This window comes from Flavobacterium sp. B183 (assembly GCF_023539155.1).
GTDB lineage: Bacteria > Bacteroidota > Bacteroidia > Flavobacteriales > Flavobacteriaceae > Flavobacterium > Flavobacterium tructae.
On record NZ_CP097434.1, the window covers coordinates 3,417,398 to 3,437,178 of the forward strand.

Sequence of the window (19,781 nt, forward strand, 5' to 3'; positions counted from 1 at the left end):
TGTAAATTTTAAATGGATAGGGGCTGAGTTGTGAAGAGATTTACTAAAAAAATGTAAGTTAATTTTATGACCGTAGACAATTGGCCCAAATATATTCAGAAGTCTTTTATTCTTTTTAAGAGTATTTTTTTTGAATTCCTTTCTTTTTTTAGCTTTAGATCCATATTACCTGATAATAAGGTAAAATTAACCAGTTCTGTAAAGTACATCATTCTCGTTTTTTTCTTAGTTTCATTCCATTCTCAGGCTCAGGTTCAGGAAATCACCCCCCGAATCAAACTGCTAGGAGAGAAATTAAGAAATTTAGATAATCGCAATCAAACAGACAGTATCAGTTACTTAATTGATAAACATCTCACTAAACCTGATTTGAGTGTATATGAACTTCAATTGTTGCATTTTTTTAAGGCGAATTACTATAAAATCATCGGTAGATCATCGGATGCGATCATTTCTTTGAATAAATCTATTGCATTGAAAGGTGAAGGAAGAGAATCGTTGAAAACGTATTATAGGAGTCTTTATATATTATCGGATTTATTATTTACTAAAAAAGATTATAAAAAAGCATTTTACTATGCCAATTTATGCCAAAACGAAATTTCGCCAGCTGACAGTCCGAGCAATTATATAGTTCTGCATTTAATTATTGGATACTATTATTACATCAATTACGATCACAAGAAAAGTATGGAAGAATTTTTGCTCACAGAACGTGTGGCAAAAAAATATAATCCATGTAAGCTTGCGGAAGTTTATGTTAAAACTGCCCGTGTGTACAGTAGGCAAAATAGAATAGAAAAAGCAAAAAAAGCGATTACCGAAAGTATAAGAGTGGCTGACAGCTGCAATGATTTAGAGAATAAAATTAACGCCTTACGAACCTTAAGAGAAATTATGGTTGAGCAGGGAGAGTTTGAAGCTGCTCATAAAACATTCGAAAGGCTGGATCGATTAGTAGGAATAGAGGATACGAAGATTCGAAACAGCCGAATCGATTCGTTTGAAATTGCGAACAAAATCAAGTTAAAAGAACAGCAGAATACTTACCTGAAAAGAATCAACGATAATAAAGAAGAGCGTCTGCAAAAACAGAAAGTGGCTCTTATTGCTTCGTTAATCGGAATTACTTTATTAATTATATTGTTGTATTCGATTGTAGTATTGACCAAAAAGCAACGAATTACCAATGAAACACTAAAACTGCAAAAAGAGCAAATTGAAGTAAAAAATAATGATCTTAAACGTCTTAATTTATTGCACCAAAAGATTTTTACGGTAATCTCCCATGATTTTAAGGAACCAATTACAACCTTAAAAATTTTATTAGAGAAAGAAGAGATACTTAAAAATGAAAATGAGATTGTTTCAACCTACATGAAAGCTATTGGGCAACAATTGGAACAATCGGATGCCATGCTTACCAGTTTACTCGATTGGGCCAAAATGGAACTGATTACCGCACAATCGGGTTATAGCGAGATCATGCTGCACAACCTTATCAGCGCGGCCTGTAAGGAGTTAGGGCATCAAGTAAAGGCTAAGAATATTACAATTGAACTTAAAGTAGCAAAAGGTACAATCATTATTTTTAACTCGGCTGTTTTAAGTATAGTCTTGCGAAACGTTATTAACAATGCTATTAAGTTTAGTTATGCAAACAGTACTATTGTTATAGAATATGATCATCATGAAATAATCGTAACAGATTCGGGGAAAGGAATCGAGCAAAAAAAGATTGACAAATTATTCAAACAGAAAATAAATCCGGGATTAGGCACTAATCTGGAATCGGGGTTTGGAATCGGGCTCTATTTATGTCAAGAATTAATGCTGAAAAACAAAGGAACGCTTGCTGTTTTTAACAATGAATCAGCAGGTTGTACTTTCAAAATTATCTTGCCGAAATAGGGAAAACCGCTATTTATTTAACAATTTTTTTGTTGCTAATTTGTGCTATGATACATATTGCATTTTTTGAAGACCAACCTATTGTTTGTGGGGGTCTTACTAGTTTTTTTTCAAATCAAAAAGATTTGGAAGTGCTTTTTTACGCAACAAATAAGCAAGATTTATATCTTAAAGTTCAGCAGCATTCAGGATTAGATTTAATTATTGTGGATCTGATTGCAAGTGATGTGCAGGGACTGGAAGTCTATGAATACCTTCATAAAAATCATCCTGATTTGCGAGTAATTGCTTTTACCTCTCTTTCAAGTCCCATATTAGTCGAAAACCTATTGGCTATGGGCGTAAAAGGTTACGTTAATAAAAATCAGGATAGTGAAGATCTTTTAGAAGCCATTAGATTAGTATGGGAAGGCGGAGTTTATCTGCCGGACGACTATGCCTTTTTATCCAAACAAAATAGGGTAGGCACAGCAATTACACTAACGGCAAAAGAGCTTACGATCATGCAATACATTATTAGAGAATTTACTACAGCCGATATTGCCGGCGAACTAAAACTTTCGGTCAATACGGTCGAAAATCACAGAAAAAACATTTTTAGCAAACTCGATGTGAGTAATGTTGCCGGTATGGTGCGCGAGGCGTCAAAACTGGGACATATCAACTAGAGTATAGTGATGATTTAGGTCCCTTCGACTTGAGTCTAATCGCTATAATTTTTGAATATCAAGGGATATTCGAAAAGACTTTGTATGGAATTTTAATTATTTATTATATGGTGAACTTTACTTTTTTTATAACCCGGTTTTTTGTTAGAAGAAGCGCTCTGAAGGAGGGTTTCTTAATCTCTTTTACTTCGCTTGATTTTGATGCTTTTATCCGAAAAAGTAATCGCTTTTCACCCGATACATTTATTAAAAATCTTTTTTTTACTCTCATGCATTCGCTACAACAGCAGGAATTAAAATGGCGTTCAGGTTGTTATCGGGAGATAAATTCTATAGCAGTTACTAATAATCAAAACTATTAAAATGTTGAATAAAATTACATTAAAATTAAGGCAATTACAGCTGACTTTTATACTGTGTTTTCTTTCTCTCTTCAGTGGATGGAATGTCTTTGCTGAAGGCTCTAAGGATTTGTTCCCCAGTGGGGCGACAGGGAATAGAAGTTGGATGACCAGTTCAACCCAAAATATTAGATTGGGGTCAGGAATGTTTATTGGAGGTGTTAATCAAGGGCGGCATTATGTTTATGTCAACGCTGGAGAAACGATTTACGTAGGCTCAAGTGCTCAGGGAATCGCTTCCGGTACAATCAATTTCAGAACACCAAGCGGAACAGTTTATTCGTCAGGGACGGACAAAGTAACCGGTTTAATTGCGAGTCGCGCTGAAGAGTTGGCAGGACCAGCTGCTTTAAGCCCTGGGGGGTATAAAGCTTATTCAAAAATAGTAGGCCCTTCGGAGGCCGGAATTTGGGAAATTGAATTTATTTCACCTGTTCCGAGTGCAACTCCAAATACAGGGACAACTGTATTAGCTGCAAATGCAAGTTGGACTTCAACAAATGCAGCTCATCAGCCAACGAATAATTCATTGATTCTGGCCTGGGATATTACAGTTGCTTCAGGTACAGTAGTAAAACCGGGGCGTACATTCTTAAATGTATTTACTGGAAACATGGGAGCCAATACCCGAGCTTTCCGAGGGAAATTTCGTGTTTTAACGATTGATGGTTATCGTTATTTGGTAGACGGAAATGGGATGGATCCTTTTGTTTTTGCTTTCTTTTCAAATAATAACGGAGTTAAATCAAGAGCGACCGGTTTGCCAATTTACAAGAGTGTGGACATGGTCGATGTGGAAAATAATACAAACTCAGCTTCACCTTCGACGACTCCTTATTTATATTATCCTCCTGAAAATTTTGGTTCAGGGAATGATGTTACGAATAAATTATTTTATCAGGATCCTGATTTGACAATGCCAACTTCAGCTTCAGTGAATGTAGGAGGTTCAACTGTAACAACCTGGTTGGTGAATAACGTGGTAACAGCCGCTATTTCGAATATCTTTATTTCGGGATCTGAAGGCTCAGTTGGGGTAGGGACACCTCCGTTAGGGAGTTATATAAATTTTACTGCCAGTACAAATGGTAACGCTTTAGTTCAGATAGACGGTGACAATGATGGTGTTTATACAGGAAACAAAGACAGAATTATACTTGTAGCTGCCAAAATGGGTGAAAATAAGATATACTGGGACGGTAAGTTTAAAGACGGAACTTATGCTTCTACAGGTTTAAACTTAAATTTAAATGTAGTTATTTTTAATGGAGAAGTCCATTTCCCTTATGTTGATGCAGAAAATAATGCGAGTGGTTTTTTAGTTTCCAGATTAAATGGTAACAGTCCTGATGATAAGATTTATTGGGACGATTCATTGTTTGCTACAGTCACAGGAGAATCTAACCCGAAAACAAATACTACTTTTCCGGGTTTGTCGAGTGCTTCTAACGGACATAAATGGTCAAGTTCCTATGGGGATAACAGAACATTGGATTCATGGGCATATGTGACTACGACATCTCCTGTAGTTACGGTTCCTGTTGTTCAGAATGCTGCCGATTTAGCAGTAACAAGTATTAGTGATGTAACTAGCGGTAGTGTAGGTACGGATGTTACCTATACAGTCGTTGTAAAAAATATAGGAGGACCCAATAATGTAACGGGGGCAAAATTTAAGTTTTCGGATTTAGTTTCGGGAGCAAATTTGGCGGTTCAATCTTTTACCTCTTCTTCTACTTTAGGAGGCGCTGTTACGACACATACTATTACTGGAGGTGTACTTGATGCTACCGTTGATTTACCAAAAGATGCGACAATTACATTTACAATTATCGGAAAGATATTGGCACCGGCCGGTACTAATGTAAACGTCAAAGCAACGATCATGCGCCCACAGGATTTAACAGATCCGGATGCTACTGCAGATACTCACGTTGGAACACCTCCAGTTGACCCGGATGTTGAATGTGACGGAACGCCTAGCGGTGTGGGTTGTAACAATATAAAGACTGATGTTTTTACTGTTACTAGTTCTCCTTTGCCATTTCCATCTACTACCAATTCTTGTTTAGGAGTGTTTTTAAGTGATGTAATTTCGTCTAATCCGCCAACCAGTATCTATAAACCGGCGACTTTTACCGGAGATTTTATTGGCCGTGATAACGCCATTAACTTTGCTGTAGGAGGGAATCTTACGATAACAAATGGTGCCGAATACGAAGGACGTAGTTTTGTATATGGGAATTTTACCATGAACAAAACAAGTGCTTTTAATTTGGGAGTGGCCGGAGTAGGATCTTTTATTGTACCGGATGATAATAAAAATATTTTAACCATAGGGGGGAATTTTGATGCTTCTGCAGCTTCGGGTAATTTAATACTGGGGGGAGAAAGCGGTAATGGTCAAAAGTCCTATGGAACTATAGTTTATAAAGGAACTAAATCTCCTAATGTTAAAATTACCGGAGATGCATCTAAAGTTATTAACGAAGCTACTTTAGATTTAACACCTTATAATGATGCGTTCAATGCTTTACAGGTTTCAAGTACAGCCTGGAATCAGTTGCCAAGTGATCCGAATGTCACTTTCGCAAATGATGGATTCGGAACTTACACGTTTACATGTTTGACACCTGCTGTTTCAAAATCATATGTGATAAACATTCCAAATGTTTTAGCATCAAGACCAAATGGGACTATTAATTTTGTAGGTTTTCCGGATAATGCGAGTTTATTAATTAATGTACCTGGTACAACAACAAACTTTAATATTGCTACATTTCAGTTTAATGGTGTAACTCAGGCAGTAGGTAGTGGGAATAAAACACCTGCGAATGAAGTAGCGCCTTTTTCACTGCGAATTTTATGGAATTTACCTACAGCCACTACTGTTTCTTTAAAAGGAGCTCAGTTTTGGGGAAGTATGGTTATTCCACAACGTACAGGTACGGTTACCAACGAAATGATTGGTATGAACGGTCGTTTTATTGTGGGTGGAAATTTAATTCAAAACATTGGCGGTTCAGAAACACACAATTATCCTTTTAAAGGAGAAATCAGTACCACTGATGCACCAGTCGTTACGACACCAGTAAATTACTGTCAGGATGAAACAGCTACTGCTTTAACAGCAACAGGTTCAAATCTGAAATGGTATACTGCTCAAACAGGCGGTGTTGGAAGTGCAACTGCACCAACTCCTGTAACAACAGCTGTTGGTACTACAACGTATTATGTTAGTCAGACGGTTGGAAATTGCGAGAGTGCCAGAACCGCAATTGATGTTGTAGTAAAAGAAAGACCTGTAAAAACAACAACAGGTACAGTAACACAACCTACTTGTTCAGTGGCTACAGGAAGTTTTGCGATTTCAAATTATAATGCTGCTTATACATATTCAGTAAATCCATCAACAGGAGTTACGGTTTCAGGAGCTACAGTAACCGCTCCGACAGGAACTTATACCGTGACTGCTACATTGGGAACTTGTAGTTCAGTAGTTTCAGATAATGTTATGATTAATGCACAACCTTCAACCCCTGTAAAACCAACCGCAGGTACAGTAACACAACCTACTTGTTCAGTGGCTACAGGAAGTTTTGCAATTTCAAATTATAACGCTGCTTATACGTATTCTGTAAATCCATCAACAGGAGTTACGGTTTCAGGTGCTACAATAACCGCTCCGGCAGGAACTTATACTGTGACAGCTACATTAGGAACTTGTAGTTCAGTAGTTTCAGATAACGTTGTGATCAATGCACAACCTTCAACTCCGGTAAAACCAACCGCAGGTACAGTAACACAACCTACTTGTTCAGTGGCTACAGGAAGTTTTGCAATTTCAAATTATAATGCTGCTTATACATATTCAGTAAATCCATCAACAGGAGTTACGGTTTCAGGCGCTATAGTAACTGCTCCGACAGGAACTTATACTGTGACAGCTACATTAGGAACTTGTAGTTCAGTAGTTTCAGATAATGTTGTGATCAATGCACAACCTTCAACCCCTGTAAAACCAACAACAGGTACAGTAACACAACCTACTTGTTCAGTGGCTACGGGAAGTTTTGCAATTTCAAATTATAATGCTGCTTACACGTATTCAGTAAATCCATCGACAGGAGTTACTGTTTCAGGTGCTACAGTAACCGCTCCGGCAGGAACTTATACTGTGACAGCTACATTGGGAACTTGTAGTTCAGTAGTTTCAGATAATGTTGTGATCAATGCACAACCTTCAACCCCTGTAAAACCAACCGCAGGAACAGTAACACAACCTACTTGTTCAGTGGCTACAGGAAGTTTTGCAATTTCAAATTATAATGCTGCTTATACATATTCAGTAAATCCATCAATAGGAGTTACTGTTTCAGGAGCTACAGTAACTGCTCCAGTAGGAACTTATACTGTGACAGCTACATTAGGAACTTGTAGTTCAGTAGTTTCAGATAACGTTGTGATCAATGCACAACCTTCAACCCCTGTAAAACCAACCGCAGGTACAGTAACACAACCTACTTGTTCAGTAGCTACAGGAAGTTTTGCAATTTCAAATTATAATGCTGCTTACACATATTCAGTAAATCCATCAACAGGAGTTACGGTTTCAGGTGGTACAGTAACCGCTCCGGCAGGAACTTATACTGTGACAGCTACATTGGGCACTTGTAGTTCAGTAGTTTCAGATAATGTTGTGATCGCTAGTGAATGTGCTGGTATTTCAGTAAGCAAAAAAGGAGTTTATGTAGACGCTAATGCAGATGGTATTGTAAACGTTGGTGATAGAATTGACTATACTTTTACAGTTACCAACACAGGAAACGTAACCTTGGCTCCGGTAACCATTAGTGATGCTAATGCAGTGGTAAGCGGAAGTTTAGCGAGTTTAGCTCCCGGAGCAACAGACTCGTCTAGTTTTACAGCAGTTCACACCATTACACTGGCTGATATGAATAACGGTCAGGTAGACAACGTAGCTACAGTTACAGGAACTCCTCCAACAGGATCTCCGGTAACAGCTAAGTCAACCGATCCAAGTCCAATTTGTTCGACTTGTCCACCAAAAGATCCGGCTGCATGTCCAAGTTGTACCGTAGTTCCATTAACGTCTTCACCAAAAGTAACGGTAAGCAAAAAAGGAGTTTACGTAGATGCTAATGCAGACGGTATTGTAAACGTAGGAGATAGAATTGACTATACTTTTACAGTTACCAACACAGGAAACGTAACCCTGGCTCCAGTAACCATTAGTGATGCTAATGCAGTGGTAAGCGGAAGTTTAGCGAGTTTAGCTCCAGGAGCAACAGACTCGTCTAGTTTCACGGCAGTTCACACCATTACACTGGCTGATATGAATAACGGTCAGGTAGACAACGTAGCTACAGTTACAGGAACTCCTCCAACAGGATCTCCAGTAACAGCTAAGTCAACCGATCCAAGTCCAATTTGTTCGACTTGTCCACCAAAAGATCCGGCTGCATGTCCAAGTTGTACCGTAGTTCCATTAACGTCTTCACCAAAAGTAACGGTAAGCAAAAAAGGAGTTTACGTAGATGCTAATGCAGATGGTATTGTAAACGTAGGAGATAGAATTGACTATACTTTTACAGTTACCAACACAGGAAACGTAACCCTGGCTCCAGTAACCATTAGTGATGCTAATGCAGTGGTAAGCGGAAGTTTAGCGAGTTTAGCTCCAGGAGCAACAGACTCGTCTAGTTTCACGGCAGTTCACACCATTACTTTGGCTGATATGAATAACGGTCAGGTAGACAACGTAGCTACAGTTACAGGAACTCCTCCAACAGGATCACCGGTAACAGCTAAGTCAACCGATCCAAGTCCAATTTGTTCGACTTGTCCACCAAAAGACCCAGCGGCATGTCCAAGTTGTACCGTAGTTCCATTAACGTCTTCACCAAAAGTAACGGTAAGCAAAAAAGGAGTTTACGTAGATGCTAATGCCGACGGTATTGTAAACGTAGGAGATAGAATCGACTATACTTTTACAGTTACCAACACAGGAAACGTAACCCTGGCTCCAGTAACCATTACCGATGCTAATGCAGTGGTAAGCGGAAGTTTAGCGAGTTTAGCTCCAGGAGCGACAGATTCGTCTAGTTTTACAGCAGTTCACACCATTACACTGGCTGATATGAATAACGGTCAGGTAGACAACGTGGCTACAGTTACAGGAACTCCTCCAACAGGATCTCCAGTAACAGCTAAGTCAACCGATCCAAGTCCAATTTGTTCGACTTGTCCACCAAAAGATCCGGCGGCATGTCCAAGCTGTACAGTAGTTCCTTTAACGTCTTCACCAAAAGTAACGGTAAGCAAAAAGGGAACTTACGTAGACGCTAATGCAGATGGTATTGTAAACGTAGGAGATAGAATTGACTATACTTTTACAGTTACCAACACAGGAAACGTAACCCTGGCTCCAGTAACCATTAGTGATGCTAATGCAGTGGTAAGCGGAAGTTTAGCGAGTTTAGCTCCAGGAGCAACAGACTCGTCTAGTTTCACGGCAGTTCACACCATTACTTTGGCTGATATGAATAACGGTCAGGTAGACAACGTAGCTACAGTTACAGGAACTCCTCCAACAGGATCACCGGTAACAGCTAAGTCAACCGATCCAAGTCCAATTTGTTCGACTTGTCCACCAAAAGACCCAGCGGCATGTCCAAGTTGTACCGTAGTTCCATTAACGTCTTCACCAAAAGTAACGGTAAGCAAAAAAGGAGTTTACGTAGATGCTAATGCCGACGGTATTGTAAACGTAGGAGATAGAATCGACTATACTTTTACAGTTACCAACACAGGAAACGTAACCCTGGCTCCAGTAACCATTACCGATGCTAATGCAGTGGTAAGCGGAAGTTTAGCGAGTTTAGCTCCAGGAGCGACAGATTCGTCTAGTTTTACAGCAGTTCACACCATTACACTGGCTGATATGAATAACGGTCAGGTAGACAACGTGGCTACAGTTACAGGAACTCCTCCAACAGGATCACCGGTAACAGCTAAGTCAACCGATCCAAGTCCAATTTGTTCGACTTGTCCACCAAAAGACCCAGCGGCATGTCCAAGTTGTACCGTAGTTCCATTAACGTCTTCACCAAAAGTAACGGTAAGCAAAAAAGGAGTTTACGTAGATGCTAATGCAGACGGTATTGTAAACGTAGGAGATAGAATTGACTATACTTTTACAGTTACCAACACAGGAAACGTAACCCTGGCTCCAGTAACCATTAGTGATGCTAATGCAGTGGTAAGCGGAAGTTTAGCGAGTTTAGCTCCAGGAGCAACAGACTCGTCTAGTTTCACGGCCGTTCACACCATTACACTGGCTGATATGAATAACGGTCAGGTAGACAACGTGGCTACAGCTACAGGAACTCCTCCAACAGGATCTCCAGTAACAGCTAAGTCAACCGATCCAAGTCCAATTTGTTCGACTTGTCCACCAAAAGACCCAGCGGCATGTCCAAGCTGTACCGTAGTTCCTTTAACGTCTTCACCAAAAGTAACGGTAAGCAAAAAGGCAACTTACGTAGATGCTAATGCAGATGGTATTGTAAACGTAGGCGATAGAATTGACTATACTTTTACAGTTACCAACACAGGTAACGTAACCCTGGCTCCGGTAACGATTACCGATGCTAACGCAGTGGTAAGCGGAAGTTTAGCGAGTTTAGCTCCCGGAGCAACAGACTCGTCTAGTTTTACAGCCGTTCACACCATTACACTGGCCGATATGAATAACGGTCAGGTAGACAACGTGGCTACAGCTACAGGAACTCCTCCAACAGGATCTCCAGTAACAGCTAAGTCAACCGATCCAAGTCCAATTTGTTCGACTTGTCCACCAAAAGACCCAGCGGCATGTCCAAGCTGTACCGTAGTTCCTTTAACGTCTTCACCAAAAGTAACGGTAAGCAAAAAGGCAACTTACGTAGATGCTAATGCAGATGGTATTGTAAACGTAGGCGATAGAATTGACTATACTTTTACAGTTACCAACACAGGTAACGTAACCCTGGCTCCGGTAACGATTACCGATGCTAACGCAGTGGTAAGCGGAAGTTTAGCGAGTTTAGCTCCCGGAGCAACAGACTCGTCTAGTTTTACAGCCGTTCACACCATTACACTGGCCGATATGAATAACGGTCAGGTAGACAACGTGGCTACAGCTACAGGAACTCCTCCAACAGGATCTCCAATAACAGCTAAGTCAACCGATCCAAGTCCAATTTGTTCGACTTGTCCACCAAAAGACCCAGCGGCATGTCCAAGCTGTACCGTAGTTCCTTTAACGTCTTCACCAAAAGTAACGGTAAGCAAAAAGGCAACTTACGTAGATGCTAATGCAGATGGTATTGTAAACGTAGGCGATAGAATTGACTATACTTTTACAGTTACCAACACAGGTAACGTAACCCTGGCTCCGGTAACGATTACCGATGCTAACGCAGTGGTAAGCGGAAGTTTAGCGAGTTTAGCTCCCGGAGCAACAGACTCGTCTAGTTTTACAGCCGTTCACACCATTACACTGGCCGATATGAATAACGGTCAGGTAGACAACGTAGCTACAGTTACAGGAACTCCTCCAACAGGATCTCCAGTAACAGCTAAGTCAACCGATCCAAGTCCAATTTGTTCGACTTGCAGGCCGATAGATCCTACTTGTTCAACCTGTACAGTAGTAAGTTTTATTGATGCGATAGATGAGATTCCATTAGTAGTTAATGGATTGAACGGAGGTACCACGGTTTCTGTATTGTTGAATGACAAATTACATGGTACATCAATAGTCGCTTCAGACGTGAATTTAAGTGCGGTTTTTTTACCGACAGGAATGACATTAAATACCGATGGCACTATTAAAGTTAATACTGGTACTGCACCAGGGGTATATACTGTAATTTATAGTATATGCTCAAAAGCAATGGCAGCAGCCGGTACACCAATGTGTGATCAGGCTGAAGCAAAAATTACAGTAACAGCGACGGTTGAGCCAATATTCGAAAATGGAACTATTGCATCAACGGGAGGAACTGTTTTCACAAATATTGCAAGTAACGATAAAGTAAATGGAGTTCCGGCAGTATTAGGAACTACAGGAAATGCTACAGTTGCGGTATCAGGAACATGGCCAACAGGAATTACTTTAGATCCGTTAACCGGAAAAGTAAGTGTTGCGGCAGGAACCACACCGGGAACTTATAATGTAGTGTATGAGTTATGTGACAAACTAACTCCGACAACTTGTGCGACTGTTTCGGATGAAATCAAAGTAACTCCAGTGGTAGAGCCAATATTCGAAAATGGAACTATTGCATCAACAGGAGGAACTGTTTTCACAAATATTGCAAGTAACGATAAAGTAAATGGAGTTCCGGCAGTATTAGGAACTACAGGAAATGCTACAGTAGCAGTGTCAGGAACATGGCCAACAGGAATTACTTTAGATCCGTTAACCGGAAAAGTAAGTGTTGCGGCAGGAACCACACCGGGAACTTATAATGTAGTGTATGAGTTATGTGACAAACTAACTCCGACAACTTGTGCGACTGTTTCGGATGAAATCAAAGTAACTCCAGTGGTAGAGCCAATATTCGAAAATGGAACTATTGCGTCAACAGGAGGAACTGTTTTCACAAACATTGCAAGCAACGATAAAATAAATGGAGTTCCGGCAGTATTAGGAACAACAGGAAATGCTACAGTAGCAGTGTCAGGAACATGGCCAACAGGAATTACTTTAGATCCGTTAACCGGAAAAGTAAGTGTTGCGGCAGGAACCACACCGGGAACTTATAATGTAGTTTATCAGTTATGCGACAAACTAAGTCCGGTAACTTGTGCGACGGTTTCAGATGAAATCAAAGTAACGGCAATTACAGGGACATCAATAATTGCAAATGATGATAATATTCCAAACGTAAATGGAATAACAGGAACACCAAATGCAGGGAATGTACTAGCTGGTAATCCAAATTCGGATACTTTAAATGGCGTACCAGTTGTGATTAGCCTGGTTGATTTAAAAGTGACAACACCGGCAGTTCCAAAAACACCAGGAGCAGCAGTTCCGTTAATTGACACTGCCACAGGAACAATAAGTGTTCCAGCTAATACACCGGGAGGTACCTATACATTAACGTACAGTATTTGTGAAAAATCAAATCTTTCAAATTGTGATGCTGCAACGGTAACCCTATTTGTATCAAGACCAAGTGTTGCTTTAGTGAAAACGGCACATTTCAATGATGAAGATGGTGACGGTAATGCCAAAGTAGGGGAAACCATTACGTATAATTTTACAGTAACCAACACAGGAAATGTAGCGTTGACTAATGTTTATATAGTAGACCCGTTAACTGGAATTACCATGACCGGAGGCCCAATAAATTTAGCTGTGGGAGAAGAGGATAGTACTTCTTTTACAGGAACTTATTCGATCGTACAAGCTGATATTAATTCGGGAAGTATATCGAATCAAGCCGAAGTTTTTGGAACAAGTCCTGATCATATTGAAGTAAAAGACAAATCAGATGATAGTAGTGTATTGGGGGATAAACCAACTGTTTTACCGCTACAAGGTTGTGTAATTAAAGTATACAACGCGGTTTCTATAAATGGAGACAGTAAGAATGAGAGATTTTATATCCAGGGATTAGAATGTTATCCTGACAATACGGTTCAGATTTTTAACCGTTGGGGAGTTTTGGTTTTTGATCGTGATCATTACAATAATAATGATATTGTTTTTAGAGGTATTTCTGAAGGACGTGTTACAATTAAAGATTCAGATGGATTACCGGAAGGAACTTATTATTATATCATTAAATACAAAGACAACCAATCCAATCCACATCAGGAGGCGGGGTATTTATACCTGACCAAATAATATTCTGTACTAATAAAATGGCTTAGTCAATAGGCTAAGCCATTATTTAAAAATAAAATAAATGAAAAAATTAGTTTTAGTTTTATTGTTTTGTTCTACTGCAGGTTTTGCCCAGCAAGATGCGCAGTTTACACAATACATGTATAATACCATCAATATAAATCCTGCTTATGCCGGTTCTCGCGGAGCTATGAGTATTTTCGGATTGTATCGCACCCAGTGGGTTGGATTGGATGGAGCACCCGAAACCAGCAGTTTTTCGTTAAACACACCAATAAACAATAATGTAGGATTAGGAATATCGTTAGTCAATGATAAAATCGGACCAACAAATGAAAACAATATATCAGCTGATTTCTCTTACTCCATACAAACATCAGCAACCGCGAAACTTTCTTTTGGTATTAAAGGTTCTGCCAATATATTTAAGCTGGATCCTACAAAGTTAAACCCGGAACATCAGGGAGATACCCAGTTTCAGGATTTTCAGAATAAATTCGCTCCAAATATCGGAGCCGGAGTTTACTGGCATACGGATAAAGCTTATGTGGGATTATCTGTTCCTAATTTTATTCAAACTACCCGCTATGACGATAACGATTATTCCATCTATAAAGACCGTATTAACTATTATTTCATAGCTGGTTATGTATTTAATCTAAATCGTTATGAAACGATAAAATTCAAACCGGCTTTAATGACTAAAATGGTAGAAGGTTCACCATTACAAGTAGATGCATCGGCAAATTTTATGTTCAACGATAAATTTGTGATCGGAGTAGCTTACAGATGGAGCGCCTCTTTTAGTGCTTTGGCAGGATTTCAGATAACCGATAGCATGTATTTAGGGTATTCCTATGATCGCGAAACAACCCGATTAGTAAACTACAACTCAGGGTCGCATGAGATATTTCTGCGTTTTGAATTCTTAAAAAATTACAGCCGAATAACTTCACCTAGATTCTTCTAATTATGAAAATAAAAAAAATAGCATATACGGTCTTTCTGTCTTCCGTTTTTTTTAGTGGAATGGCACAAAAGTCAGGTTTAGACAAAGCTGATAAAAATTACAATCAGTATGCTTACATAGATGCAATTGCTACTTACGAAAAGGTAGCAGAAAAAGGATATAAAGAGGAAAAAATGCTCCAACGATTGGGTAACGCCTATTATTTTAATGGCGAGTTGGTGAGGGCATTAAAATGGTACAAAGCTCTTTTCGGAATGAATGATCAACAGGAATTTGAGTATTATTACCGATATGCTCAAACCTTAAAAGCAACAGGAAATTATACCAAAGCCGATAAAATATTAGAGCTTTTCAACCAAAAAGCAAGTACTGATAAAAGAGGATTGTTATTTGAAAAGAATAAAAATTATTTAGAGCAGATAAAAAACAATTCAGGGAGATTTGAAATAGCCGATGCCGGAATTAATTCAAGATACTCAGATTATGGAAGTTCTTTTTTAGATAATAAATTGGTATTTGCGTCTGCCAGAGACACGGGCGGAGTTGCCAAAGCAAAATTTAAATGGACCAATAAATCGTTTACAAATCTTTATTCGGCAGAATTAAACGCCGATGGTAGTGTAGGAATTCCGAAACGTTTTGAGAATAAAATCAATTCAAAATTTAATGAATCGACTCCCGTTTTTACAAAAGACGGATTAACGATGTATTTTACCAGAAACAATTTTCTAAACGGTACAAAAGGGACAGACGACAAGAAGGTCACTTTGTTAAAATTGTATAAGGCAAGTTACATAAAAGGTAAATGGACGAATATTGTTGAATTGCCTTTTAACAGTGATCAATACAGTGTGGCACATCCGACATTAAGTGTAGATGAAAAAAAGTTATACTTTGCTTCAGACATGCCGGGTACTTTTGGACAATCAGATTTGTATAGTGTGACGATTAATACGGATGGCAGTTTTGGTAAACCTGAAAACCTGGGAGCTGCAATTAATACTGAGGGAAGAGAAACTTTTCCTTTTATATCAGGAGACAATGAATTGTATTTTGCAAGCGACGGACGTCCGGGATTAGGAGGACTTGATGTGTATGTTTCGACTATTAAAAATGATTTGACTTTTAGCGAAGTTCAGAATGTTGGAGCTCCTATAAATACAAAAGTGGATGATTTTGGTTTTATAATAGACAGTAAAAGCAGAACCGGTTTTTTCTCCTCAAATAGAGATGGAGGGCATGGTTATGATGATGTTTACCGTTTTTCGGAAACCAGAAAATTGCCTTGTGAGGAGATTTTATCAGGAATTGTTATAGATGCCGAAACAAATTTGGTATTAGAGAACGCAAAAGTAAATTTATTGGACAATCAGCTTCAGATAATAGGTGAGGTAACAACCAAAGCCGATGGGAAGTATAGTTTTAAAGTAAATTGCAATAAAGAATACTTTGTTCGCGCTGCTAGACAAGATTATGATACTAATGAATTGCCTAAAGCGATCGATAAAACAAGTTTAACACTGCCTTTGAAAAAAACGCCTCAAAAAGTAGTTGAAAAAACGATTGAAAAATTGATTGTGGGTGATGATTTGGCGAAAATTTTACATATAAAAATGATTTACTTCGATTTAGGTAAATCTATTGTTCGAAAAGAGGCCGCCATTGAGTTAGAAAAAATCCGTCAGGTGATGATTCAAAATCCAAGCATGAAAATTGATGTTCGCTCGCACACAGACAGCAGACAAACACATGCGTACAATGAAAAACTCTCCGACAGAAGGGCTAAAGCAACAGTGGCATGGCTGGTTAAAAAAGGAATAGCTGTTGATCGTATAACCGGAAAAGGATACGGAGAAACACAATTACTGAATAAATGTGCTGATGGCGTAAAATGTACTACAGAAGAACATCAGGCAAATCGAAGAAGTGAGTTCATTATTGTTTCGATGTAATAAAGAGTTAGCTTTTTTAATAAAGTTGAGTTAATTAAATTGTTATGAAAAGCTGCAGGGTAAATCCTGCAGCTTTTTTTTTGTGCCGTACAGTCTGGAAAAAGATCCAATCGTATTAAGTTTTTATACAGATTAATTTATATTTTATTTATGACAAAACAGATTTCACTTTTTTAAAAGTGTTAAAATAATCGTTATATTTGATGTAGTTATTTGTTTTAAAGTGTTTTACAATGAATAACATACCAAATTCCCCTTTTACCAAATCCGCAACAGGTTTAGCATATTCTATTATTTAGGACTCAGATTACAATTTTTTTTAATTTAAATTAAATTCAGGTATGAAGTCATTTATGATAAATACTTTAATGGTAATTTTTATGATTCATTGTACGGGCATTTATGCACAGACGATTGGGCAAAATCAATTACCTACGGTATGGACTCTGGAACAATGCATCGCTTATTCCAAGCAGCAGAATATTCAAATTAACACCTTGCGTTTAACCACTAAAAGTACAGAGCAGGATTTATTACTTTCAAAAGCAGCCAGATATCCTAATCTTTCAGGAAACGCATCCCAAACTTTTACCAATGCTAAAAATGCAGATTTAGTGGTGGGAGGTTTTCAAACCCAGGCCAGTTTTGCCGGAAATTATTCTTTAGCTTCATCAATGGTTTTGTACAATGGGGGATATTTAAACAATGATGTCAAACAAAAAGAGCTGCTTACAAAGTCGGCACAATTTAACGCCGAAGCCGCTGAGAAGGACATCACCATTCAAATCACACAAGCTTATCTTACCATTTTACTGACAAAAGAAAACAGCATTTATCTGAATGAGATTGTAGAAACTTCCAAGGCACAATTGAAATTGGGAGAGCTAAAATACAATGCTGGAAGTATCGCCAAAAAAGATTTTGTTCTGCTAAAAGCACAATTAGCAACAGACAATTACAATTTAATTTCGGCACAGAATCTGGAACGTCAGAATACTTTAACACTAAAACAATTGCTGCAGCTTCCGTCAGGTTACAATTTAAACATTCAGAAACCGGAAACGCTGGTTACCAATTTGCCGATCGAGAACTTAGAAGAAGCTCAAAAGATTGCACTCGAGCAAAGACCTGAAATAAAAAGCAGTCAGTTAGAAAAAGAAGCGGCAGATTTAGAATTACTAAAATCCAGAGCAGGTTTTAAACCCACACTTAGTGCAAGCGGAACTTTGGCTTCAGGTTATTCAGACAACCAAAGTACACCGTTTCCGTCACAGATCGATAATAATTTTTATCAGCGATTGGGGCTTTCCTTATCGATTCCGGTATTTACAAATCGGATAGTGAAAACCGGAGTTGAAAAATCGAAGATCGCGATCGATCAGTCAAAACTTAATTTAACCAATGCAGAAACGGTACTTTCACAAAAAGTAGAACAGGCTTATATCAATGTTCTTAATGCACAATCTCAGTTTACAGCTGCACAGGAACAGCTTGATGCAAATAATGAAAATTACCGAATTGCCAGCGAACAATTAAGATTAGGTGGAATTAGTACTGTAGATTATTTGTTGCAGAAGAATTTATACATTCAGGCCTTTCAGAATTTTATACAAGCAAAGTACAATGTGGTCGTGAGTCTAAAAATATACGATTTCTATAAAGGAGATCCAATCAAACTATAAAAAGAGTAAAATGAGAAAAAGTAAATTAATCATCATAAGCATTATTGGAGCATTACTGATAGGATGTATAGGATACTTTGTTTTTCATAAAGAAGGAAATAATGTCGAGTTAATTACCGAAAAACCTCATTATGGAGATATTGCCACTAGTGTAACGGCAACCGGGAAAATACAGCCCGTAGATACTGTTGCAGTAGGAACTCAGGTTTCGGGTACCATACAAAAAGTATTTGTCGATTTTAACTCCGTAGTAAAAAAAGGACAGTTGTTGGCACAGATTGATCAGTCATTGCTTCTTGCCCAGGTACAGCAAATTACAGCCAATTTACAGGTAGCAAAGAATAATTTGAGTTACCAGCAATCTAATTTTAACAGACAAAACGAATTATACAAGGCAGGAGGTATTAGCAGGGCCGATTTTGAAACCACAAGAAATCTTTATGATGTTGCAAAAGACAATGTCAATAGTGTAGCGGCGCAGCTAAGATCCGTACAGAAAAGCCTTTCTTTTACAACCATTTTTTCGCCTATAGACGGAACTGTTTTATCGCGAAAAGTAAGCGAAGGACAAACGGTAGCTGCCAGCCTGAACACACCAACATTGTTTAGTATAGCCAAAGACCTTACCAAAATGCAGGTTCAGGCCTCTGTTGATGAAGCTGACGTGGGCAATGTAAAAGTTGGTGAAAAAGCAACATTTACCGTAGATGCTTTTCCGGACGATGTGTTTAAAGGAACCGTAATCGAAGTGCGTTTGCAGCCTACTATTTCGTCTAATGTCGTGACTTATACTACAATAATCAATGCACCCAATGACGATTTAAAACTTAAGCCCGGTATGACGGCCAATATCATTATCTATACCAACGAAGTAAAAAACACTTTACTCATTTCGGCAAAGGCAATCGCTTTTCAACCAGATTCGACTTTAGGAAAACAGTTTAAGATTAGAAATATTTTTCAGGGTAAACACAAAGGAGGTAAAGGGTATCGCAATAAAGAAGGAGGAAATACAAATTCTAACCTTAAAGTTCCCGACAGTATCGATCATAAAAAAGCAATCGTATGGCAAAGAGTAGGAGATTCAATTGTACCCAAACACATAAAAATTGGGTTGGACGACGATATAAACATACAGGTAATTAAAGGACTATCGGTACAAGATGAAATTATCACAGGAGTTAATGTGTCAAAACAATCTAAAAGTTCTAAAGCGTCAGATTCCAGTCCGTTTATACCAAAACGTGGTGGAGGCGGAAAAAGATAATAATAG

Annotated in this window: 7 protein-coding genes; all 7 read left to right on the plus strand. The window is 38.6% G+C overall.

Annotation, left to right across the window (positions count from 1 at the left end; translation table 11 throughout):
• Positions 1-66: 66 nt before the first annotated feature.
• The 7 genes from M4I44_RS14505 to M4I44_RS14535 all read left to right on the plus strand — a co-directional run bounded on the left by M4I44_RS14505 (position 67) and on the right by M4I44_RS14535 (position 19,775).
• Entirely contained in the window at positions 67-1,911 is a 1,845-nt protein-coding gene (locus M4I44_RS14505; protein ID WP_017497545.1) for a HAMP domain-containing sensor histidine kinase, read from the plus strand.
• Between the two features lie 47 nt (positions 1,912-1,958).
• Complete coding sequence (locus M4I44_RS14510) at positions 1,959-2,579, plus strand: response regulator transcription factor (protein ID WP_157495883.1); 621 nt, start codon at positions 1,959-1,961, stop codon at positions 2,577-2,579.
• A 363-nt stretch (positions 2,580-2,942) separates the two neighbouring features.
• Positions 2,943-13,904 carry a choice-of-anchor A family protein gene (locus tag M4I44_RS14515; RefSeq protein WP_249965140.1) on the plus strand — a complete coding sequence of 3,654 codons (10,962 nt, stop codon included), beginning with the start codon at positions 2,943-2,945 and terminating at the stop codon, positions 13,902-13,904.
• Positions 13,905-13,965: 61 nt separating this feature from the next.
• Positions 13,966-14,874 (plus strand): type IX secretion system membrane protein PorP/SprF, encoded by a 909-nt coding sequence (locus tag M4I44_RS14520; RefSeq protein ID WP_017498668.1) that lies wholly within the window; start codon positions 13,966-13,968, stop codon positions 14,872-14,874.
• Positions 14,875-14,876: 2 nt separating this feature from the next.
• Complete coding sequence (locus tag M4I44_RS14525) at positions 14,877-16,826, plus strand: OmpA family protein (RefSeq protein ID WP_017498667.1); 1,950 nt, start codon at positions 14,877-14,879, stop codon at positions 16,824-16,826.
• 341 nt (positions 16,827-17,167) lie between these two features.
• Positions 17,168-18,508 carry a TolC family protein gene (locus M4I44_RS14530; RefSeq protein WP_249965146.1) on the plus strand — a complete coding sequence of 447 codons (1,341 nt, stop codon included), beginning with the start codon at positions 17,168-17,170 and terminating at the stop codon, positions 18,506-18,508.
• A gap of 10 nt (positions 18,509-18,518) precedes the next feature.
• A complete protein-coding gene (locus M4I44_RS14535) occupies positions 18,519-19,775 on the plus strand; it encodes an efflux RND transporter periplasmic adaptor subunit (protein ID WP_249965148.1) in 1,257 nt (418 codons plus the stop codon).
• Positions 19,776-19,781: the final 6 nt, after the last annotated feature.